Here is a 23566-nt window from a genome sequence, read left to right on the forward strand (position 1 = left end):
GAACGAGATTCAAAGAGGTTTTTTCTATTTTCAAGATTAAAAAAGTAACTATTTCTAGTTAAATGACTTTTATTTATCATTACATATAAAACTCTTTTCGTTGATTAAAATAGGAGGAAAAACATGAAATCGGCCTCATACATTAAATATATTTTTGCTTTGCTGCTCTTTGGGTCGAATGGAATTGTCGCAAGTTACATTTTATTGAGCAGTGTTGAAATCGTTTATTTGCGAACGCTCATCGGAAGTTTATTGCTTATATTGATTTTTGTGCTGACGAAACAGAAAGTACAGTTTTGGAAAAATAAATTGCACTTTTTGTATTTAGTGATTTCCGGTGTGGCGATGGGGGCAAGTTGGTTGTTTTTATTTGAAGCATATAAACAAATAGGTGTAAGCATTGCGACCCTTGCTTACTATTGCGGTCCAATTATGGTCATGATTCTATCGCCACTACTTTTTAAAGAAAAAATGACGATGGCGAAAATGCTTGGATTTATAGCTGTGATTTTAGGGATGCTTTTTGTAAACAAGGAAGCTTTTTTGCAAGGTGAAATCTCTAGGGGGCTGATTTTCGGGCTGCTTTCAGCCATCATGTATGCAATGATAGTGATTTTTAATAAAAAGGCTGTAACGATAAAAGGTTTGGAAAACGCTACTTGCCAATTAGTCGTTAGCTTTATAACGGTTGCTATTTTTATGATGTTTAAACAAGGATTAGTTGTAAATGTAGTTGAAGGAAATTGGCTGCCAATCCTTATATTAGGTATTGTTAACTCGGGAATCGGGTGTTATTTCTACTTTTCTTCCATCGGTCATTTGCCCGTTCAATCCGTGTCAATTCTCGGTTATTTAGATCCACTTTCAGCATTAGTTTTTTCAGCTTTGTTTTTAGCTGAGCAGTTAAGCTTCCGCCAAATGATTGGCGCAGCGTTAATTTTAGGTGGAGCTGCGTTGGGGGAATGGTTTCAACCGAAAAAAGTTACTAGTAGGGGAAAATTGGTGAAATTGTAAGAGAGCATTAAAGAGGGAATGGGAGGAAACGAAAAGCTCTCCTATTCTCTCTTTAACGGAAGAAGAGCTTAACAATCTCGAAGTATATACCATTCATGTTTGTAAAAATTATGAATTCATTATTCAAAAGAAACTATTCATCATTTATGATAAATGTCCTGTAACTACGCAAAAAAGCTCTGTAATTTACAGAGCTTTTTCTACTAACAGAAGTTACCATTTAGCAACATGTTCCTCAATACAGCCTAACATTTGTTGAATAATGAGAGTGCTTCCATCTTCCAATTTAACTTTGCCGTTATAATAGCCAACTAGGTGATGTACTTCCGATTGCACAAGCTTTAAATCCGTTTTTGCTACCCTTTCAAAAAATGGATGGAATGTGAGCATAATGGAGTCGGTAAACTTTGTCGTAATGTACCAAGGTTTTTTGAAGTTAGAGCGATCATATTCAAAAATGACGTCTTCGTGGATTTTTGTCATTTTTCCATCCACGAATACGGCGTTTTCCGTCATGCCTGTACCGTCCGTCCACTTGCCTCCAAAATTTAATCCCACTCGCTTATTGCGTAGGCGCTGGGAAGCATTTGCCCAATTCCATATCACTTCCCGTGGCCATACACCCCTTCCGAAGTCCAATACGCTAAAGCACTCTTCCTCATAAAATTCATATCGCTTATTTCCAAGTTTGATAAATCCTTTCGTAGGCAGAATGTGATGCTTGGCGGTAAATTGAAAAGTGTGGCGGTTCCAAGGTACGACGACATTCAACGATTCATCGTCAACAGGATGCAATATCTTCAAATTAACGTTTAGGGGTTCGTTATCAAAGTTATCGCAACTGACCGCTAGCAATGTTTGATTTTGAAAATAAGAGATATTGACATTGATTTCGCTGTTTGTAAATCGAATTGGTTCAAGTACATGAGTTGGCATTTTTAATTTTTTTACAACGCCTAATGGAATAGTAACGGTTTTTTCAAAGAAACGTTGAGTTTCATATTCTAGAAAGTAAATAAAGCAAGAAACAGCGTAATCAAAATGACAGATCGTAACAGAAAATAATACATCTTCTCCGTAACAACACCAATAATTCCATTTCTTCTTTCGCATAAAATGTCCAGATAAATTACATTCGATAATTGGTTTTCTTGCATAACCAATAGCAGCAGGATTTAAATTTCCCTTTTTATCGCATAAACTAGTCCACTCAAAAATTTCTCTTTCAGCATGCTGCACCAATGTCAACATCCTCTCAATCCATAATTCAAAAGAATTCCCTAATAAATATATGATGAAATTTCAAAAATTTACCATGAAAATAATGTGGATACATAGATATTCATAAATAATATTGTATCAGAATTTTACAATTTTTTCTTGATTAGAACAATATGTAGGAAGTTCAGAAAACAGCGATTTATTCATAAGATGATGGAAAAAAGGAGGTAAGCAAATAGCAATTTATTACAATCGGCAAGCAGCTGTCGATTATGCAAGAACTTGGTGGGATTCGTTTAATCCAAATTATCCTATTTTTACAGTGGATTGTACAAATTTTGTATCACAAGCGCTGCGTGCAGGAGGAGCTCCGATGTCAGGTTATCCGAATCGAAACAAGGGTTGGTGGATTACGGATGGCTGGAAAGTTGGAGCGAGAGAATACTATTATCCAAATGAAACATGGAGTTATAGTTGGGCGGTTGCTCATAGTTTAAGATGGTATTTGGAGAGTTCTAAAGCAGGGTTAACGGCTAAGCGTGTTTATACTCCTTCCGAATTAGAACCTGGAGATGTAATTTTTTATGACTTTCAAGGGAATGGAGTCATCGATCATAGCACTATTGTGACAAGCGTGATTGATGGTGTTCCTTACGTTCATGCCCATACAGGACCTAGTGCGGACCGACACTATGATTATTCCAATTCATATGCCTATACGCCAAATATACAATATTATTTCTTTAAAATAGATGATATATTCTATTAACGTTTTCGACCGAATAGGAAGTGTGTTATATAATAAAGAATAGAGGCTCTAATAATGGATATTTAAATTCAACAAGTTTTGTGATAAGGTTGTTTGGAGATAAACGTAATAAAGTTCAACCTATATTTTTAAGGAGAGTAATGAACGAATGAATGAACAAGCGTTAACGGTAAGAGAAGCCATTATCGGAAGACGATCGATTAAAAAATTCAACGGACAGCCTGTAGATCGAGCGGATTTATTGCAAATTATAGATGATGCCGTTTGGGCGCCAAATCATCAAAACCGTGAACCTTGGCGACTTGTCGTGGCATGTGGTAAAGAACTGTTCCAACTTCATGATTTACTGCGCAATACAACGATTCCGGATTGGAGAACGCTGTCGGAGGAAGAAGTAGAAAAACGCATGCAAAAATTCACAACACCAGGTGGCTATGTGTTTGTGATTGTTCCAGAAGACCCTCGCCAAAAGGAACGATTAGAAGACTTTGCAGCAGCATGTGCACTCATTCAAAATATGATGCTTCTAGCATGGGATTACGGCATTGGATCTTGTTGGAAAACGCCGGAATTTTTAGATAAACCAGATTTTCGTAAAGAACTAGGAGTAAAGCCTGGAGAACGAATTGTAGGCATGGTGCAATTTGGTTATTTTGATGAACTGCCAAAAAGAAAAGAACGTAAAAAATCTGACGAGATTGTGACAATTTTTGGTGAGAACGAAGAAGAGCATAAAGAAGAATAGATGCAATGATTAAAATACGAAAAAAATGCGCCTCCGATTTGGTTAATGCAAGCAAAACAATTCGGAGGCGCTGATTTTTTAATCACCCTGACGACTTAAGGTTAAGTGGGTCAAGCTTCGGTTTTCTATTTTTCTAAACAATTGCATAAAAATTCATCTAACCGTCTTTGCAGAAGACGCAAATTGCGATGAGAAACTTGGCATATACCGCCATTTGTCATAATGACAATGCGATCTTTTTTATTTATTTCTTTTACATGCTGTAAATTGATGACGTAACTTTTGTGGCATCGGAAAAAGCGGTCATCAATTTTCTCAATTTCTTTTAGTTTCCCATAATACTCATAACAGCCATTTTTTTCATAGAGCATGATTTTATGAATGATATGGGATGTTTCAAAATAGTAAATATCGTCCAATAAAATATTTTTAATTTTTTCTCTTATTTTAATTTGGAAAATGGGTTCTTCCTTCGATTCACCCAGTTGTTTATAACGCTCGAAGGCCACTTTTAAAGCATCGATAATTTGTTTTGATAGTAGAGTGGGGCTATCTTTTACGATAAAGTCCAATGCAGCGATTTTATACGAAAAAGTAAGTTGAAGTTGATCTGCGTGTTGTGTAATAAAAATAATGTTGGTCAATGGATCTTTTTTGCGTATTGCAGCAGCTAACTCTAAACCCTTCACCTTTTCATTATTTAGCTCAATGTCGAGAAAATAACAATCCCCTCGTTGCTCTTCAATAAAACTTAATACATCCTCGGCCTGCCCTGTAGATAATACAATTTCTATACTAGGTTCATGAAAAGTTGAATATTTTAAAATTTGAGATTGAATAAATTGTAGATGTTCATAGTTATCTTCACAAATTACAATATTCACACTCGGCACCTCCGTCTAACGAAATTCTAATTCTTGGATAAACCATCCATTTTCGATGCGAGTATTCATAGTTGCATTCGGGTATTTATGCAATAGTTTTCTTACATTGACAAGTCCGATTCCGCGTCCTTCCCCTTTTGTAGAATAATATCCTTTAAATAATAGATTCATATCCGGCATTTCATCAAAAGTATTTTTTATGACAATTAACATTGATGAAGGAGTTTGAATGAATCCGATTTGAATTTGTTTAGTAGATGCTTTTTCACTTGCTTCAATTGCGTTATCAATTAAGATTCCAATGATTCGTGATAAGTCAATCATATCAGCGGGAGCTGTATGGACCTCTTCCGGAATTTCTAGATGAACATTTATCCCTAATTGTTCAGCAACGAGCAGTTTTGAAGCGATTAACCCCTTTAACTCCATGAGTTTTAAGTTTTTAATTTGGCAAAATGCTTTGTTGGTTAGGAGTGTTTGCTGTTCTACTTTTAAGATTCGAGATTGGAAATAATGTTTTAATCCTTGTATGTCTTCTGTTTCGATAAATGTTTGCAGTGTAAAGAGGATATTAGCATAATCATGGCGAAAATGCTTCATATCTTCATTAATTGTTTCAAGAGCAACAATATAATTTGACAACTGATTCTGTTTCACCATTTCCATCTTTAAATGCTGATTTTTGTGGAATTGACGTTGCAACAAATACAGCACTGTCAATAGAATAACGAGATACAAAAATTGTGTAAAAAAATAAACATATATCCAAAAACTATCTATCACTAATGTGCTAAAAAAAATGTTTATCAGAAACACTATGAATGAGGAACATAAAATAAAAAAAATAAATAATTGCATATTCATAGTGAAATTAGTAAATTCAATTCCTTTATTTAATCGCTTGAAGAAAATATATACAAAGATTACATTTAATAGAATCATAAAAACATGCTCTAGCCAAGCGAAAGCGTTTAACACAATTGGCAACATGAAAATTTTCGTTAGAGAGTATGAAATCATTTGTCCAATAATTAGTAATAACACATGATAGAGAGCTTTAGTTGTTCTCGTAATATAGAAAAATACAACACAAATCGTAATGAATGATATAAAAATCCAAACCCAAACAGGAAAAAAATAATATGAGATGAGGGAGGGAAGCACAATAAAAAGCATGATATAAAATACATTTTTTAATGAAAAACTAATGTTTAACGTATAATGAAGGGCAATAATCGTGTATAGAGTCCCAATCAGCCCTAAACTATATTGGATAATATGAATCTTCCTCTCTAAAGGAAAAAGTAAATTTCCTAGAGTATCTATCAAAATATTTATTTTCGGAATTTTATAATTTCATAATTTTTCAATTTTTATGGGATAAATATACTATCATAATGATAACAAATATAAAAAGATATTCATAAGAAAACTCATAATCGTTCTATTTAACCTCATTAACGTTATTGATAATCAGTTGAAAATCAACGAGATTATAGAGTTTATCTATATTGGAATAATAAGGAAGGAAAATATAAACAATCCCAAAAAAAGTAGTGAAAAAGAACTATGATTATTATTTCAGAAAAGATAATTTTATATGGGTGAAAGACTTGACTATATTGTTTGTATCTTAAAAAAGAACATTAGAAAAGAAACCGTAGTAATTTTGATTTATTATTTTTATATGAGGATACACTAGCATTGCACTAATTAAATCTGATGATTCAAAATACTAAGAATGTTCAATTTTTTATTGATTTCGAAACAAAAAAATCCTTTACAATGGAAGTACAGGTGGTTCCTGTCCAAATCCAATCGTAAAGGATAAACGTTATGGACAAGAATACACTAATTTCATCATTTGGTAAATGGGTTTCACCCATAAATATTCAAAAACTTAGCGAACAAGTCAAAGAATTGAAACAGGACTATTACACAAAAAAGCTGACAACAGAAGCCTATATTAAACTTTTATTGGTAGCCCAGCTGCTCGAATTTAAGAGCTTAGAGGAAATGAGTGATGCACTTGTAGACGAAGATCTTCAAAAAGCACTCGGATTTGAATCGATAAGTGCCTCTCAGCTATCCCGAAAAACAATCAGATCAACCCACTAATTCTTGCAAATTTGTTCTTGGATCTTGTTTGGAAAATTCAACGGTACCATTATAAAACCGGAAAGAATATGCCACTGAAAATCATTGATTCAAGTACACTCCCGTTGAATTTGACCAATTATAAATGGGCAAAATTCCGTAAAACAAAAGCTGGTGTAAAGCTACACTTACGGCTCGTTTTCATGGATAAAGACACCGTCTATCCTGAAAAAGCAGTGATTACGACAGCAAAAGAACATGACCGAAATCAACTCGAAGTCCTAGTGGATGATAAAGAAGCCATGTATGTGTTTGACCGCGGTTATGTGGACTATGAACGTTTTGATCGGATGACAGATGATGGCTATTTCTTCGTTTCAAGACTGAAGAAAAACGCAGTCATTCGTGAAGTCTATACATTTTCACTTCCTGATGATTGTCACGTTCTATCCGATAAAATGGTCTACATTGGTACCACACAAAATCGTACTGAAAATGTCTTTCGTCTACTAGAAGTTATGGACACAAAAGGGAACTTACTTCGTTTCATCACCAACCGATTTGATTTAAAACCAGAAGAGATAAGTGATATTTACCGATCTCGCTGGGCTATTGAACTCTTTTTCAAATGGCTCAAGCAACACGTAGAAATTAAGCACTTTTATGGAATGAGTGAAACAGCTATTCAAAATCAAATTTTCTTAGCCCTTATCACGTATTGCTTACATGTTCTCATTCAATTGGAGATGAAAAGTAAGAAATCTCTACTTCGAATTACTCGTTGGTTAAAGAGAGCTCTGTGGAAACCAGCTTATGTTTGGTTGCGAAAATTTGATGGGCGAGCCAGTCCATAATCTCCCTTTTGTCGTTGTCGCTCTGGTTTAACTGTATATATTTACCAAATGGGCAGTGCCACCTTTCTTTAGGTTTTGTCTTTTTGGCACAAATTCACAAAAATTAATTAACAGAAAATTCTAACTATATTTATGCAATGCTAATGATGAGGATAGTATTAATCAATAGAACAATGATAAGGGTGGTCAAATTGATTACGATGATAAAAAAAGGATTACAAACGATTTCACCCCACGAAAAAATTCAAGAAATTCATCCAGTATCCGGCGGCGATATTAATAAAGCATATTATGTGCTAACAAATCAACATGAATATTTTGTAAAGCTGAATCAACAAATGAATATCGGCTTTTTCCAATTTGAAGAGCGCGGGCTGAAAATGATTCAGGGGACCGGTACAATCAATGTACCAAATGTATTAAGTTGCTTAGAAATAGAAGGCATTCCCATGCTTTGGCTAGAGTGGATTGAAGGGAAAAAGACTTATGAAACGGATGCGCTATTAGGAGAACGTCTAGCAGCACTTCACCTTGCCGATGCAAAAGGATATGGTTTAGAAGGGGAAAGTTATATTGGAAAGTTGCCGCAACAAAATCGATTGATGGATGATTGGGTAGAATATTATCGGGACGTGCGTTTAGTTGGCCAATGGAAGCGGGGAAAAGCTTCAGGTACAATGGGACAGACACGCGAAAAAAGGCTTGTAAAACTGATGGAGAGATTAGATGAGTGGATTCCGAGAACACCAAAGTCTTGCTTATTGCATGGGGATTTGTGGGGAGGTAATTGGATGACGGGTCCGGAAGGGGTTCCGTATTTAATTGACCCTGCAATCCTATTCGGAGATCATGAAATGGAACTTGCTTTTACGGAATTATTCGGTGGTTTTTCTCGACGATTTTACGAGGCATATCAATCGGTATTCCCGCTTTCACCAGAATATGAAGAGCGCAAAGAATTGTATCAACTCTATTATTTATTAGTGCATTTAAATATGTTTGGGGAATCATATGGTCCATCGGTGGATCGCATATTACGCCGATATGTAGGATAAAAGCATATTATAGGGGTGTCTAGAAAGTCGTATAACTTTCCAGACACCCCCACTTGTCCAATAATCTTTTACTCTTTGCTTCTGCGGTTGTCGAGACAAGATTCCGCAATCTTCGCTGTCTCAAAATGAATTTGTTATGAATGATTTTGATGTTTTTTCATTCGATCAACAAGGAAACCGCCTTTAAAGGATTTCGGTTCATAGGAAATAATGAATGCTTTTGGCTCGATGGAGTTAACGAGTTCAAAGAGCTCTTTCTCACGATTTCGTTTTGCTAAAATCTCATATTTGTAACGTTCGCTGTCTCGTCCTTCACCAACGTAGGTTGTAACAGCAAAACCGTTGGAGCGGAGTGTATTGATTAATTCATGGTTTTTCGTTTGAGTATTGATGGTTACATACACGTAACCAATCGCTAATTTATTTTCAATTTTCGTTCCTAAAAAGATACCTAATCCAAAGCCGACTGCATATACAATCATTGCAAGAAAACTTTGATCCCCGCTGAATACGAGGGAAAGCCCAAAGACGTAAATGAGCATTTCTAACGTTCCAATCATTGCTGCTAGGAACGTTAAGTTTTTGACTAAAAAGATTGTGCGCAATGTAAGCAACGGAACATAAATCAACTGTAAAACTAAGATGAGGAGAATATTTGTCATCCTTGATCCCTTTCTTTAGCGATTATCGATTTTAGTATTGTACTCATAACTAGGTATTGTCTAAGATTCTTATATCCATTGTAGCTAAAATGCAAAGAATTTCCTGATTGTGTCAATAATTTGAGTGAAAGTGTTTCTTCAGTGAATGATTTTAATCCGTTTCCGCTAATAATATTGATATTAACAGAAGATAAAATGTTTTGTAAGAAGAGAGTGATAATAAATGAGTAAATTTGAATGGAGAAAACATTTAAAAGACTTTACTTGCCCGGCACGCAACCAACCACTATTCATGTGCCACCAATGAAATTTTTTACGATTGATGGCAAGGGAAATCCGAACGGAAACCATTTCAAGAACATATCGAAATTCTTTATGCTTTATCCTATGCGATTCGAATGATGCCGAAAAAGGGGATTACGCCGGAAGGGTATTATGAATATACCGTGTTTCCATTGGAAGGGCATTGGGATTTGGATGAAGAGGGGAGAACGAAAGATTAGATTATTTGGATAAAAATCATCTCGTGTATAAATTAATGATTCGGCAACCGGATTTTGTAACGGAAGAATTGTTTCAATATGCGCGGGATACGGTGAAGAAGAAAAAGCCGGATTTGGATGTCAACCAAGTTCAATTTGAAACGATTTCGGAAGGGTTATGTGTACAAGGAATGCATATCGGCAGTCGATGATGAATGGGAACTTTCGAACGGATGGAACCGTATTGTGCAGAAAATAACTTAAAGCGGGAAGAAAAAAACATAAAGAAATCTATATTTCAGATCCGAGAAAAACGGCGCCGGAAAAATTAAAAACAGTGTGAAGGTTTAAAGTGGAAGAAATGAAATAGGTGAGTATCAGGTTTTTGTAGCCATGGGATAAAAAAGGTGGGGCTGCGGTGCAAGGATATTTTGCAATTTTAACATTGCTTTCATTGATTATATTGGTCATTATTCGTGCGAAAATGATTGGGAAAAAGGGAATCATAGTGTTTCGATTCGGAGAGCTGGATAAGAAGGATTTCTTGATTCCGCCTTTTGCATTATTGTATTTCTATCTCATTTTCGCCGAAGTGTTCGGTTTTCCGAAATTAGGCTCAAGGCTGTTTTATAACGGGATTGTCAGTTGGGTTGGTGTCGTTTTATGTACATTGGGAATAATGTTATTCTTGTGGAGTTTAATTTCATTCGGGAAAAGTTTCAGGATCGGGATTGATGAAGAAAAGCCTGGTGAACTCATCACAAAAGGGGCTTTTGCGATTAGCCGCAATCCCATTTATACATCTTTTGGAATGGTATTAGCAGGGATATTTTTCATCATGCCAAACTGGATAAAATTATTGTACGACTTAGCTGGAGGATGGCTTTTTAATCGGCAAGTGAAGTTAGAAGAGGCATCTTTGAGAAAAATATATGGGAAAAATATGAAGAATACTGTAAAACAGTTCGGAGATATTTATAAGATTGGCTGATTAAAAGAATGATAGAGGGGCATAACAGAAAGTAAATGAAACTGCAATGCCCATTGATTTTATTTGGCATGAAAAAGAAATATTTTTATTTATTTAATGAAGTTTCCAACGAGCCAGCCTCCATCTTCCTGCTGCTAGTCCAGTTCACTAAGAAGATTCCAGTAAATATGCAAAGACCTCCGATGGTCACATACCAATTAATCGTTTCATCTAATATTAACCATCCAGAAAGAACCCCGAAAAATGGTGCCAAGAACAAAAAGGCGCTTGTTTTGCCGGGATCGCCTTTTTGAAGCAAATAAAACCAGCCTGCAAATTGGACGATGGATGCCATAATGGCGAGCCACAATACGATAGAAATGGATGTGCCATTTATTCGGAAGTAGGGATTTTCTAAAATCAGACTTCCCATTAACAATATGATGCCGCCAAATAACATTTGGTAGGCCGTCAATACCCATGTATTAAATTCATTTCCCCATTTTTTTATGAGCAATGTGCCAATTGCCCATGAAACTGCAGATAGAAATGCGAGGATCGACCCGATTTCAAAACTTAACTTCGCCCCAAGGGTTATGAATACTCCAATAAAACCTAATATCACACCTGTCCATTGGCGTAGGCTATACGATAATTTCATAAAAATCGTTCCAAAGATAACGACTAAAAGTGGGTTCATAAATGTTAATATGGAAGATTGCCCCGCTGAAATTGTCCTTAAGCTGAGAAAGATACATGACATAACGCCAGCTGTTTGAAAGGAACCGATGACAGCGATTTTGATCCATTGGAAAAAGGCTTTAGGATGAGGGATTCTTAATAATCGAACAGCGATGGCCATAATCACTCCTGCTAAAGAAAAACGTATGCCGACTAATAAAAGCGGTGTTGTATATGAAAGGCCAATCTTACCGATAGCAAAAGATGAACCCATTAAAAAGGTTGTTAAGATGACTAACATGCTAAAAAGCCATTTGTTCATTTAAAATCCCTCCCCATAGATTGATTTATCATTAAGCAATAATAGGATATAAATTTAGAAGATTATTAATATTCGATAAATTAAAATCAAGAGATAGACTATCATTACATATTCGTATTAGTCAACTAGTAGACATTGAGAAATATGAACAGAGGGGGATAAAATAGTATGGTTTCTACGTTTCTATAGATATTTGGTAAATTGTAGAGGGCAGATTAGCGAACGAAAGCAAAATAAAAAGCGTTGCAAAAACGAACGCCTTTAGAACACATCAGTCCAAATAAATAACCCCATCATCGACAATAGTTTATTTCAACAGAACAACACGCATGCTTTGAAGAATATAACTACCTTAATTCTTGAATCTCCTTTAGAGATAGCCCAGTGATTTTTGAAATGGATTGGATATCCATTTGTTCAGCAAGCATTTTTTTTGCAATTTCCATTTGCAGCTTTTTTGCTCCTTTTTCAAAGGCTTCATCTTCACGACGTTTTGCTTCCCGCACTTCCACCTCCTCTTCAAGTGTTTGCTTCAAGCGTTCCTCATAGACTTCCATTTCATCTTTTGACTGGCTTAACTCTTTCCAACGATTCAACGCTGCTCGAATGTGGTCATCCCTTAAAGAGATTAGATCTAACTCTTTATAAATGTCGTTATATACATTTCCATTGCGATGGTCAACGATTGCGAGCAGTAAAAGCCATCTTGCCTTTGCGTCGTTCCAAGGATCGATTTTTTTCGCTTCAAAATCCCGTATTATTTTTGGATATTCGATGAAATGCAATTCGAATACATCGGGGAGGGGAGTGCCAGTATGTTGCTCTTGCAAAAGATAAACCGCATGAAAGTTTTCGGTTTGATTGAATAATTCATAGCTTAAAAGGTTGATGAAAATAACAGGTTGCAAGTCGTTTTCACTTTGTTCTGCATAGGCTTTCGTTGCGTAATAAAGAGAGCGTTTTACAATATCGAAACGATTAAAAAAGTTAATTAATATATGCAGTTTTTTGCTGTCTTTTGTAATACCGATAAAATGGACGGGTGCTAGTATATTTTCTTCATAAAAGTAATTGGATGGAACGGTGATGCGTTGAATCTTTTGTCTCGGCTCTCGGTTCAGGATCTCATTTAAAAAAGTGAGCGTCACGTTATGATGCTGTTCCCAGCCAATCACCTTTTGGAAGGCAACATCAATTTTCAAATCCATCAATTTTTGAAGAGCTGCTTTTTTATAGTTGCTCAAACTCATCACCTCGTAGGAATCAGGAATTCTCTTACACTACTTTATCGTTTAATGATTGGTGCTATGACAGCGGTCGGCGGCAGATATAAATAAATCCAGATGTCCTTTGGAAGTTTTAGTTAATTTAGGTTTACAGGATGAAACCGTAAATGGATATAAGTCGAAATGGGAATGTAAATTTCAAGCTTTCTTTGAGAGGTTGATGTACTTTGGTGCAGTCGTTACGAAAGAACAAGTGAGGGGGTTGCCTTTTATTTTAAAGCTACATCCATTGTAATGATATGGATGTTTCCACAGTATAAAATAAAAAAGCGCGGTTTCAACGGCCACGCTTTTTTGTAGTTTTAACTTTGTTTCGCTTGAACTTTTTTCTTCCGCCAAGGTTTTAAGTACGAAATAACGAAGATGAAAATGGTTACGGTGATTTGGAAGAACACTGCAGATTGCATGACCTTATGGTTTTGAATGAAAGTTGGATTGCTGATTGCCATTTCTCTTTGCTCTTCCAACATTTCCATATTTCTCACCATTAATTCGTCAACAATAAAAATACCGACGATTGTTTGGATGATATATAGAACAAATTTAACGCCAACCCATCGATGCTTAAAAAATCCCCAATTGGTGAAAAAACCGTAAACAAATCCGATTAATAAAGTCCCTACAGCACCCAATCGAACGATATAATCGCTAAGGATAATCATATTATTATAGCCGAGATAGGATTCATCATATTTTGTGAAATCAATATGTAAATTTAATACAATCGAACTTAAAATGCCTCCGAAAAAGACTACTACTAGAAACACATGGATGATCTTTAACCACTTCATGACTTTTGACCCATTTTTTTCTATTATTAAACCTCCGAGTTGCTTAATGGATGAATGATTATTAACACAAGAATGATTATAGTAGGAACATAATAAGCTTTTAATGAGCGGCAGGTGTATTTTTCTCTACATCTATGGTCTTACGCAAGCCGTATTGAAAGAGTGGAGTCATGACTCTATCAATCAATGAACTTATACATTCTGTTAAATAAATTCATTTTGTTGTTTACTATCTGTCCATTACATTTTCATTCCGTTTCCATTACAGTTATGGATAACAGGACAACAGCTGGACATATTTGGAGGAAGAGAATATTTAAATTAAACAATACAAGGGGTGTATAATATGGCAGTTGAACAAAAAATTCGTGAGTTACAACATTTTATAAATGGTTCGTTAGTGCCTGGAACAAGTGGCCGTTTTTCGGATGTGTACAATCCGTGCACAGGAGAAGTCATTGCACGTGTACCACTTGCAACTCGAGAAGAAGTTCGCCATGCAATTGAAGTGGCGAAAAATGCTTTTCCAAAATGGAAGGCGATGTCTGGCGGAAAAAGATCTGAGATTGTGCAAAGATTCCGCCAATTAATCGCAGAAAACCAAGAAGAATTAATCGAAATTATTTGTGAGGAAAGCGGTAAGACGAAAGAGGACGCTCGTGGAGAAATTCAGCGCGGTTTAGAATCAGTAGATTTAGCGATTAATGCTCCACACATGGTAAAAGGGGAGTATTCCGTAAATGTAGGTGGCGATATTAATGCATTCTCCCGCAAAGATCCTCTTGGAGTTGTGGCAGCTATTTCACCGTTTAACTTCCCAGTTATGGTGCCGCTTGCTCAAACAAGTATGGCGGTTGCCGTAGGAAATACCGTTATTTTAAAACCATCAGAAAAAGTGCCGATTTCTGCGCTATATATTTCAAACCTTTGGAAAGAAGCAGGATTACCAGATGGTGTATGGACGGTTATTAATGGAGATAAAGAGGCGGTAAATGAATTGCTAGAAAACGATACAGTACAAGCGATTCACTTTGTAGGTTCAACACCAATTGCAGAGTATATTTATCACACTGGAACGAAATATAATAAGCGGGTAGCGGCGCTTGGTGGCGGTAAAAACTTTATGATTGTCATGCCAGATGCGGATTTAGAAAAGGCGGCAAATGCATTTATTGGAGCGGCTTATGGTGCAGCTTCCCAGCGTTGTATGGCACTATCAGGAGTAATTCCAGTGGGGAAAGAAACGGCAGATAAACTCGTTGCCATCTTAAAAGAAAAAATCGAGAAATTAAAAGTAGGTCCATATACAGACGATAATGTAGACTTCGGTCCGGTTATTTCGAAAGAATCAAAAGAAACGATTCTTGGCTATCTTGAGCGAAGCCTAAAAGAAGGAGCAAAACTTGTAACAGATGGCAGAAATCCTGAAATCTTGAAAACTTTAAATGGTTTCTATTTAGGTCCAACTTTACTAGATGAAGTGACGCCAGATATGGAAATCTTTAAATATGAGGTATTCGGCCCTGTACGAATTGTGGTGAGAGCAGATTCTTTACAAGAAGCAATTGATATCATTAATTCCCATGAGCTTGGCAATGGGGTGACAATCTTTACGAACAATGGTGCAGCTGCTCGCAAGTTCCAAGACGAAATCGAAGTAGGAATGGTTGGTGTCAACGTGCCAATCCCAATTCCAGTAGGTTATCACAACTTCGCTGGTTGGAAACGTTCAAATTTCGGTACAGGTGTCATGTTCGGTCCAGATCAAGCGAACTTCTACACGAAGAGAAAAACAATTTCTGAAAAATGGCTTGATGTGGATACAGAATCAAAAGTTACATTTGCATTCCCTAGCAATGACAATACAAAATAATTTTTCATTTGGGGTAATAGGTTCTTTGCTTTCCTAAGTAAAAATATAAAAATCCCCCTTATGAGGCTGTCTAGAGAGGGTATTTCCTTTCTAGGCGGCTTTTTTTATGAGATGATGTAGGTTTTCATTGCAGAGAACAATGCGGCCTAGTTTTAAAGAATGCCGCGTCCATTAATATCGATAAATTATCTTAATATAGAGAAGATAGGTAGAAAATCCATTGTTCAATGCAGATTCATAAAAAATGAATACAATAGTGAAATATTTTATGAATGACAATTTCGAGCATTCATGGGAAAATCTTAGAGTAACCGTTTCATACTAGATCGTTATAAAAAGGGGATTAGTTATGAAAATAAGAGATTTTACGCTAACAACCGTATTTTTAGCAATCATTTTATTATTTGCGCTTACACCCATTGGATTTATTCATTTAGGTGTGATTAAAGCTACAATTATTCATATTCCAATCATTATTGCTTCTATTATTTTAGGACCAAGAATTGGGGCTTTTCTCGGACTTGCCTTTGGAATTTCAAGTGTTATTACGAATACAATTGCACCAACCTTATTATCTTTCGCTTTTTCACCAGCTATCCCTGTGTTAGGGACAAGCCAAGGCAGTTTATGGGCGCTATTTATTGCCATTGTGCCAAGGGTGATAGTCGGTATTCTTCCATATTTTCTTTATAAGTTCCTTCAAAAAGTTTTGGCAAAGATGAAATCCAATCTGAAAGTGTCTTTATTTTTAACGGGACTATTGACTACGGTTTTACATACGTTTTTGATTATGGGGTCTATTGCTTTAGTGTTCCATGACGCTTATGCGCAAGCAATGAAAGTGGATAGCGTGCTTGGCGTTATAGCTGCCGTGTTAACGGTGTTTTTCACCAATGGCATTGCCGAAGCCACGCTGGCAGCAGTAGCTACAGCAGTGGTGGTGCCGCCGTTGCTAAAAATCGCGAAGAAATAGGAATTAAAACAATTGGCAATACATTATGCTAAAATGCTGACAGTTGCGACGAGGATAGTGATATTTTGATATGACCACCGCAGGAGCAAAGTTTTTAGAGAATATTACCATAAGAAGTAAGGCTGTTCAGAAAGTGATCGACTTTCTGGACAGCCCCAAGGTATTTTTATTGATTTTTCGAAGCTGATGAATATTTTGATAAATAGTGATCGTGAAGGGAAAGTAAAGTTTGCAACAATACGTTGGCACCTTTATAACAATCTTCGTAGTAAGTTAACTCTTCTTCACAGTGGCTGCGTCCACCTACACTCGGTACAAAAATCATCGCTGTTGGAACAATGCTTGCAATAAACTGCGCATCGTGGCCAGCCCCGCTGTACATTCTTCTAGTAGAATATCCTAATGATTTGCTTACGGATTCAATTGTATTTACAATCGTTTCATCAAATGGAACTGTATCACGGCCCCAAAGCTTCTCAAAGCTAACGGTACATCCATTCGACTCGGTAGGGAGTGAGTGAATGATTGTTTCCACTTGTTTAATGACGTTCGGATCTTTATGGCGAGATTCTAGCGTAAATTTCACTAGATTTGGCACCACTGTATGAATGTTTGGATGCACATTGACTCGCCCCATTGTATACACGAGTTCTTCATCAAGTTTTCCGAGTTCTTGTTTTAAATGCGTAATTAAATCAGCCGCTAAGAAGAGGGCATCCTTTCGATGTTTCATTGGGAAAGTACCGGCATGGTTGGATTCACCTTTCACTGTAATTTCGTAGCACACCATTCCAACGACGCCTTCAACCACTCCAATTTCTTTCTGTTCGGACTCAAGGACAGGACCTTGTTCAATATGAAGTTCGATAAAGGCTGTTCCTTCTTTCAAACGGTTTTGCTCATCACCTTTAAATCCGCTATTTTCGAGAGCTTCTCCAAAAGTAATGCCGTTTTTATCTGTGGATTTCAGCATTTTTTCTTTATCAAATTTCCCTGTCAGTACGCCAGAACTCATCATCGCTGGGTCAAAGCGGGCGCCCTCTTCATTCGTGAAGTTCACAAGTGTAATTGGAAATTCTAGTTCTATGTTTAAATCTTTCAAAGTGCGAACGACTTCTAACGGTGTCACCACTCCTAAAACTCCATCGAAACGACCGCCTTTTTCAACAGAATCTAGATGCGAACCCATAAGGATCGGAGGAAGATCCTTTTTACCTGGCAGTGTGGCATAAATATTGGCCATGTCATCAATTTTTATGGACATTCCTAACTCTTCACAGCATTTAATAAAATATTTTCGTGCTTCAATATCTTCTTTAGAGAGGGATAGGCGCGTTACACCATTATTTTTCGTTTTCCCAATCTCTGCAAAAGCTTCAATCGTTTCACGAAGTCGATTTGCATTACAAACTTTCATATTCCATTCCTCCAATCAAATTATTTTGTGATAGATGTTTCCTCTAGTTGTGCAGGGCTTTGTTGCAATACCGCTTCTTCCTCTTTTTCCTTCACCAAACTTTTCGTTAGCAAACTCACGCAAATGGCAACAATGAAGTTCAGGATCAGAGCAAGCATGCCTGTACTAATGTCGTTAATAAATGTTGGAACGTTAGGGAAGAAGGTTGCAATCTTAGCTCCTGTTAAACTCATGTAGAAAATCACTGCAACCGCAGCTAAGATCCCTGCAATAACCCCGTACTTATTCAACAATGGTTTCTTTGAGAAGCTAAACAACAGTCCAGGTGCTAATTGCGTAATAATCGCATACGATAAAATGTTTAACATCGCTAGAGCATCACTACCATTTACAGCGAAGTAAAGGGCGATGATGACGATAACAACGATAAGTATTTTGGATAGGAGCAATTGCTTTCGTTCGCTAGCATTTGGATTAATGACACGGTAAATTCCTGTTGTAAGACCAATGGAAGCGGAATTTAACATAACGGAAGCAGGGACTAACGCTGTTAATAATCCAGCTGCACCAACGACTCCAATTACCCAAGGGTCAAAAGTTTGAATGGATAAACGCAATAACGACAAATCTCCTTCAGAACCTTGCAATCCAGGTATTTGCACAATTGCCGCAAAGCCGATGAAAAAGGCGAACAATAATAACAATGTATAGAGTGGCAATGTAATCGCATTCTTCCGTAATGCTTTTTCACTGTTAGCCGTTAACGCGACAGAGAACGAGTTTGGAAGCAAATAAAAGCCGAGTGCGTTTAATAATACAGTTGAAATAAACCAAGAAATACTAAAACCGGAATCTGCAAGTGTTAATTTTTCTGGCTGTGTAGCTTGTACAGCTTCAAACAATGGTCGGATTCCACCGAAGTAATGATAAGGGATATATAGCCCTAAGAAGATAATCACGGCTAGAATCATTATATCTTTCACAACGGCTGTCCAAGCAGAACCGTGCATACCTGAAATAATGACGTACGTTGTTACAATAACCGCTCCAATTGTACTTGCGATAGCAGGGGAGATTGCGCCATAAGATGCCTCTGATACAATAATCCCTAAACCTTTTAATTGAATCATAATATAAGGAACGAGAGCGGCTGTTCCGAGAATCGCAACGATAATCCCTAAAGCTGTACTTTTATAAAAGGATGCAAAATAGCTTGGCTGAGAAATAATGTGATGATCTTTTGAATATCGCCAAACTTTTGGAATGAGCCAATAGGATAACACGTACGCCAAGCAAATATAAGCAGGGACATAAAAGGCTGCTGCACCATTAGAATATGCCCAACCACTACCTCCTAAGAACGTAAATGTTGTATAAACTTCCCCAGCAATTAACAAGAACACAAATAGCGTTCCGAAACCTTTATTACCGACAGCAAATTCATCTAAATTAATATCTTTCCCGCGAGATGAACGAATCCCTAAATACAAAGCGAATAGGGCAAAGGCAAAAATAATGATTAATGAAGTATTCATTCAGCTTCACCTTCCTTATTATCTGGATCAAATCGATAAATAATGGCCATGATGACTGATGAAAGAATCATCCAAAACACAATCCAAAATAATAAAAAAGGCAAGCCAAATACATAAGGTTCAATGCGATTCACCATTGGGAGACAGACAATCATCCCAATAAAAGGAATAATCAGCAACAATTTAATGTACTTCATAGAATCCTACCTCCTTTGAATCCTTTCTCTGATAAAGAATGTTTCCATCAATCATTGTTAAATCCACTTGTAAATCTTTAATGTGATGAGGATGAATATTCAAAATGCTATCATTTAACACAACGAGATCAGCAAGTTTTCCTGGTTCGATGCTACCTTTTATGTGCTCTTCAAAGGAGGCATAAGCACCGTTGTAAGTATACATTCTGATTGCTTCTAAAACGTTGATGGATTGATTTTCTCCAATCGGTGTCCCTTCGCTCGTTTTACGATTCACTGCTGTATGAATTCCAACTAAAGGATTGTAGTCTGTAACAGGGGAGTCTGAACCAGCTGCAGCCAGAATGCCTTGATCAATGAAATCTCGAGCGGGGTACATGTAACGAACTCGCTCTCCGTAATTGTGGATATACGATTCACCAAACTCATAATGGAATGGCGGATTTGGAACAGGAATCAAGCCTAGTTCCTTTATTCGCTTTTGCAAATCTGGAGTCGAAATGCCAGCATGTTCAATACGATGGCGATGATCTTTTCGCGGGTGTTCTTTCAATGCTCGCTCAACAACATTCAAATACATTTCAATTGCCTTATCTCCTTGAGCATGTACGGTAATTTGATACCCCAGTTTATGAGCATGTCCTAAAATGTTATAAATCTCTTCTTCAGAGTAATAGAGAATGCCATGATTTGCTGGATCACTTGTATATCCTTCACGCGTTGCAATGGTTGGGCCAGTGCTGCTACCATCCAAAAATAATTTAACGGGTCCTAATTTGAACCATTCATTGCCTGTCCCAGTGAGCGTTCCAGAGGCTATGATTTTCTTTAGAAAGTCTTTTGAATCAACTAATGAACCTAATAATGCATATATTCGTAATTGCAACAAGCCTTGTTGACTCGCAATTTGGAGTGCTCGAAAACTATCCGCATTAAACGCTCCAGCTTCACCAACACTTGTTATGCCAGCTGCTAAAAAATCCCGATTGGCAATTTCAATCGCTTTTAACAACTCTTCTTCCGTATAGCTGGCAACTTGATTCATTTCCATATTTGCTGCTTCAATAAGTCGACCAGTAAAATGGCCGTTTTGATCTTTTTCAATGATACCTCCTTGAGGATTAGGTGTGTGTTGATCAATATTTGCAAGTTTCAATGCTTTGCTATTGACAACGGAAATGTGGCCACATGTTCTAGTAATGATAATAGGGTGTTCTGTTGAGATGGCATCTAATTCTTCCAGTGTAGGGTAGCGCTGTTCTGTTACTTTTCTTTCATTAAATCCCCATGCTCGAATCCATCTTCCGGGGGGAGTGCTTTTCGCCTTTTCTGATAAGGCATGAATAATGGCTTCTAAGGAGTCCATTCCAGATTCTTTGCAATTGATGGCTAGTTGATTTACTCCATATAAAACAAGATGTAAATGGGCATCATTAAACCCTGGAAGAAGAGATCTTCCATTTAAACGAATCCGTTTTGTATTTGGACCTATCAAGTGTTGGAGAGAATTGTATTCACCTGTTGCAAGAATTTTTCTTCCTTTTACACAAACACAATCAACGACTGAATCAAACCGATCTACTGTGATTACTTCTCCATCATAAAATACATAATCTGCAAAAAACATACATTCACCCCTTATACAAAAAATACCTATACACCTAGAAAGGGATTAGTGTATAGGTATAATAAATTTAACATTTATAAAATTCAGAAAAATATAGACACTTTGTTAAATACTTTCAAGTATGATTATACATATCGTAACTACAAAAAGTTATATTATTTCTCTATTATACTGAAAATTTGTTAGTTTTGTTCTATCAGACAATGTATTAACAATATAAATAAATAAGGAGGGATAGCGATTGAATCATTACTCCATGCAAGTTCAAGATATTTTGCACAACAAACATTTTCAAAAGGCGGAAGTGATCGCAGGAAGATTAGGTTTACACAATGTCATAAAGTGGGTACATATTATAGAAATTGTCAATGTTGAAAACTTTGTAAAAGGCAATGAGCTTGTATTAACAACTGGACTGGGCATCCAAAATGATGTAGATAAATTTTTACATTTTGTAAAAGGGCTAATTGAATCCAATTGCGCGGCTCTTTGTATTGAATATGGGCAATATATTCAACAAGTGCCTTATGAAGTGGTTCAACTTGCAGATAAGCATGCCTTTCCTATCATTGTTTTTAAAGAAGAAGTGGCCTTTATAGAAATTACTCAAGAACTGCATTCCCTCATTATTAATAGGCAATATGCGATGGTTTCAAAGCTAGAGAGCTATTCCGAAATGTTGAATAAAGAAACATTGTACGCACAGCAACCGGAAGAAATCTTAAAAATTACTTATAAATATTTAGAAAAACCACTTGTCTTGAAAATCGATGGACAAGAACCCATTTTATATCCAAACACTTCAAAAAAACAAAAAGCTTGTTTGTTACAAAAGCTAGAAGAAGAATCATATGTTCAAAAACTACTCGTGCAACCTATCCATCTATTTGAACATAAATATGCAGAAGTGATGTTAGTAGAAGAGAAAGCTTCTATAACTGAATTTGAAACACTCATTTTGGACAGAACAGCGACTGCCCTTGGCCAACTTTTTATTCGAAAATTATATGTGGAAGAGAAAAAGGGAATGGAAGACGCTCACTGGATAGAGGGATGGATTGAAGGGAAGCATTCAAAGGATGAAATTCATCACTACCTATTTTCGCAATGGCCAAGCCTTTCTTTACAAGGCGGAGCGGTATTTATCACCCAATTTAATGAATCTTTCTCACAGCAGAAACTTGATATTACTTACTACAAATTGTTAGGGCGGTCTATTTTCGAACAGTACGGATTTTTAACATTAATTATAGAAAAGAAAAAGTATATTATTTTTATCTTGTTAAATAAAAGAGAAGGTTCAATGAAAGATCGAATGAAAGAAGCCCTGAGCAAACTGGGAAATTCTGAAGTGTTAGCGAAAATTCATCCATCTTCTTTCCAATTTGCTGTAGGAAAAATCACCAATGATCTACATTGCATGCATGATAGCTTTCAGACGGCGTTGGATACGTTATATATTAAAAGAAAAGTAGGGACACCTGCTCAATTTTATGATGATTTGCATTTATTCCGATTGATTTATAATTTGCAAAAACATGTAGATTTAGAGCAAATGGTAGAAGATTATTTGCAACCGTTAATTGAGTTTGATGAAAAGAACAATGGCCAATTGCTTGAAACGTTAGAAGTGTATTTGCAAACGAATGGTTCGAAACAGGAAACCGCAAGAAGGTTATATATAGTACGGCAAACGTTGTATCACCGCATTCGAAAGATAGAAAGTTTACTAGGGGAAGATTTTATGAATGGTGAAAAAAGACTTGCATTAGAATTTATGCTGCTTGCAAGAAAGTTTTTAGTGCCGATGAAGAAAGGGAGCGCATGAAAAGTCATTTTGATGGGTCTCTTTTATGGCTCGCTCTGCTTTCGTCGCAGATATATTGCGACGAGTGTGACCATTGGTGGGAGAGATTAAAAAAGATATTTATTGATAAGATTTGAGCCTGACCAAAAAGTTTTACATTTTTTGGTCGGCTTTTTACATTTTTTGAAAAGCCTTTTACGACAAGAGCGGAGGGGAGTTATTTTTACGTTTTGTACAATATTTTGAATTTTATTTAACGTTTTGTTCAATGAAAAACACCTACTTCCCATTCATAATATACATA

20 protein-coding genes and 1 pseudogene are annotated in these 23566 nt (G+C 36.4%); 10 read left to right on the top strand and 11 right to left on the bottom strand.

The features are described 5' to 3' along the window. Nucleotides 1-123 precede the first annotated feature (123 nt). On the top strand, nucleotides 124-1014 hold the full coding sequence (locus tag UtA1_RS04520) for a DMT family transporter (RefSeq protein WP_096550178.1): 891 nt from the start codon (nucleotides 124-126) through the stop codon (nucleotides 1012-1014). Nucleotides 1015-1227: 213 nt separating this feature from the next. Here UtA1_RS04520 and UtA1_RS04525 read toward each other — a convergent pair whose 3' ends face one another. Beyond that, complete coding sequence (locus UtA1_RS04525) at nucleotides 1228-2256, bottom strand: DUF2804 domain-containing protein (RefSeq protein WP_096550179.1); 1029 nt, start codon at nucleotides 2254-2256, stop codon at nucleotides 1228-1230. A gap of 220 nt (nucleotides 2257-2476) precedes the next feature. On the opposite strand from UtA1_RS04525, the gene UtA1_RS04530 reads away from it, so the two are divergent. Next, entirely contained in the window at nucleotides 2477-3004 is a 528-nt protein-coding gene (locus UtA1_RS04530; RefSeq protein WP_232019935.1) for an amidase domain-containing protein, read from the top strand. A gap of 148 nt (nucleotides 3005-3152) precedes the next feature. Next, nucleotides 3153-3749 (top strand): nitroreductase family protein, encoded by a 597-nt coding sequence (locus UtA1_RS04535; RefSeq protein ID WP_096550181.1) that lies wholly within the window; start codon nucleotides 3153-3155, stop codon nucleotides 3747-3749. 125 nt (nucleotides 3750-3874) lie between these two features. On the opposite strand, the gene UtA1_RS04540 is transcribed toward UtA1_RS04535, so the two are convergent. Together UtA1_RS04540 and UtA1_RS17005 are read right to left on the bottom strand one after the other, a co-directional pair. Further along, nucleotides 3875-4633, bottom strand: a complete 759-nt coding sequence (locus UtA1_RS04540) for a LytR/AlgR family response regulator transcription factor (protein WP_096550182.1) — start codon at nucleotides 4631-4633, stop codon at nucleotides 3875-3877. Nucleotides 4634-4648: 15 nt separating this feature from the next. Beyond that, nucleotides 4649-5338 (bottom strand): sensor histidine kinase, encoded by a 690-nt coding sequence (locus tag UtA1_RS17005; protein WP_172597827.1) that lies wholly within the window; start codon nucleotides 5336-5338, stop codon nucleotides 4649-4651. 1131 nt (nucleotides 5339-6469) lie between these two features. Here UtA1_RS17005 and UtA1_RS04550 point away from each other — a divergent pair. Both UtA1_RS04550 and UtA1_RS04555 read left to right on the top strand, forming a co-directional pair. Beyond that, nucleotides 6470-7584: pseudogene (locus tag UtA1_RS04550) on the top strand (IS4 family transposase). A gap of 200 nt (nucleotides 7585-7784) precedes the next feature. Continuing rightward, nucleotides 7785-8639 carry a fructosamine kinase family protein gene (locus tag UtA1_RS04555; RefSeq protein WP_331855330.1) on the top strand — a complete coding sequence of 285 codons (855 nt, stop codon included), beginning with the start codon at nucleotides 7785-7787 and terminating at the stop codon, nucleotides 8637-8639. A 134-nt stretch (nucleotides 8640-8773) separates the two neighbouring features. On the opposite strand, the gene UtA1_RS04560 is transcribed toward UtA1_RS04555, so the two are convergent. Next, a complete protein-coding gene (locus tag UtA1_RS04560) occupies nucleotides 8774-9301 on the bottom strand; it encodes a DUF2179 domain-containing protein (protein ID WP_096550185.1) in 528 nt (175 codons plus the stop codon). Between the two features lie 508 nt (nucleotides 9302-9809). Here UtA1_RS04560 and UtA1_RS17625 point away from each other — a divergent pair. Both UtA1_RS17625 and UtA1_RS04570 read left to right on the top strand, forming a co-directional pair. Next, on the top strand, nucleotides 9810-9995 hold the full coding sequence (locus UtA1_RS17625; protein WP_232019902.1) for a hypothetical protein: 186 nt from the start codon (nucleotides 9810-9812) through the stop codon (nucleotides 9993-9995). 206 nt (nucleotides 9996-10201) lie between these two features. Further along, the gene (locus tag UtA1_RS04570) at nucleotides 10202-10774 is read left to right on the top strand and encodes a methyltransferase family protein (RefSeq protein WP_197722744.1); all 573 of its coding nucleotides are present in this window, start codon (nucleotides 10202-10204) and stop codon (nucleotides 10772-10774) included. 85 nt (nucleotides 10775-10859) lie between these two features. Here the strand turns inward: UtA1_RS04570 and UtA1_RS04575 are convergent, their stop codons facing one another. The 3 genes from UtA1_RS04575 to UtA1_RS04585 form a co-directional block, all read right to left on the bottom strand. Next, nucleotides 10860-11756: a DMT family transporter gene (locus tag UtA1_RS04575; protein WP_096550186.1), complete on the bottom strand. Its 897-nt coding sequence runs from the start codon at nucleotides 11754-11756 to the stop codon at nucleotides 10860-10862. 347 nt (nucleotides 11757-12103) lie between these two features. Then, on the bottom strand, nucleotides 12104-13000 hold the full coding sequence (locus UtA1_RS04580; protein WP_016838793.1) for an Rpn family recombination-promoting nuclease/putative transposase: 897 nt from the start codon (nucleotides 12998-13000) through the stop codon (nucleotides 12104-12106). 344 nt (nucleotides 13001-13344) lie between these two features. After that, a complete protein-coding gene (locus tag UtA1_RS04585) occupies nucleotides 13345-13833 on the bottom strand; it encodes a DUF2269 family protein (RefSeq protein WP_232019903.1) in 489 nt (162 codons plus the stop codon). 346 nt (nucleotides 13834-14179) lie between these two features. On the opposite strand from UtA1_RS04585, the gene UtA1_RS04590 reads away from it, so the two are divergent. Both UtA1_RS04590 and UtA1_RS04595 read left to right on the top strand, forming a co-directional pair. Then, nucleotides 14180-15706, top strand: a complete 1527-nt coding sequence (locus UtA1_RS04590; RefSeq protein WP_096550188.1) for a CoA-acylating methylmalonate-semialdehyde dehydrogenase — start codon at nucleotides 14180-14182, stop codon at nucleotides 15704-15706. A gap of 349 nt (nucleotides 15707-16055) precedes the next feature. Next, nucleotides 16056-16679, top strand: a complete 624-nt coding sequence (locus UtA1_RS04595) for an ECF transporter S component (protein ID WP_016838797.1) — start codon at nucleotides 16056-16058, stop codon at nucleotides 16677-16679. A gap of 166 nt (nucleotides 16680-16845) precedes the next feature. Here UtA1_RS04595 and UtA1_RS04600 read toward each other — a convergent pair whose 3' ends face one another. Genes UtA1_RS04600 through UtA1_RS04615 form a run of 4 tightly spaced genes read right to left on the bottom strand, consistent with a single transcriptional unit; the run spans nucleotide 16846 to nucleotide 21455 of the window. Continuing rightward, a complete protein-coding gene (locus UtA1_RS04600; RefSeq protein ID WP_016838799.1) occupies nucleotides 16846-18096 on the bottom strand; it encodes a Zn-dependent hydrolase in 1251 nt (416 codons plus the stop codon). Between the two features lie 20 nt (nucleotides 18097-18116). Further along, nucleotides 18117-19631 (bottom strand): sodium:solute symporter family protein, encoded by a 1515-nt coding sequence (locus UtA1_RS04605; RefSeq protein ID WP_016838800.1) that lies wholly within the window; start codon nucleotides 19629-19631, stop codon nucleotides 18117-18119. Continuing rightward, on the bottom strand, nucleotides 19628-19828 hold the full coding sequence (locus tag UtA1_RS04610; RefSeq protein WP_016838801.1) for a DUF3311 domain-containing protein: 201 nt from the start codon (nucleotides 19826-19828) through the stop codon (nucleotides 19628-19630). The genes UtA1_RS04605 and UtA1_RS04610 overlap by 4 nt, the downstream gene beginning before the upstream one ends. Beyond that, nucleotides 19815-21455, bottom strand: coding sequence for an amidohydrolase (locus UtA1_RS04615; RefSeq protein ID WP_096550189.1), 1641 nt, complete (start codon nucleotides 21453-21455; stop codon nucleotides 19815-19817). Before UtA1_RS04615 ends, UtA1_RS04610 begins: the two co-directional genes overlap by 14 nt. A gap of 241 nt (nucleotides 21456-21696) precedes the next feature. Between UtA1_RS04615 and UtA1_RS04620 the strand changes: the two genes are divergently transcribed. Beyond that, complete coding sequence (locus UtA1_RS04620) at nucleotides 21697-23283, top strand: PucR family transcriptional regulator (RefSeq protein ID WP_016838803.1); 1587 nt, start codon at nucleotides 21697-21699, stop codon at nucleotides 23281-23283. Nucleotides 23284-23566: the final 283 nt, after the last annotated feature.

The sequence above is a fragment of the Ureibacillus thermosphaericus genome, from assembly GCF_002370195.2.
Lineage (GTDB): Bacteria > Bacillota > Bacilli > Bacillales_A > Planococcaceae > Ureibacillus > Ureibacillus thermosphaericus.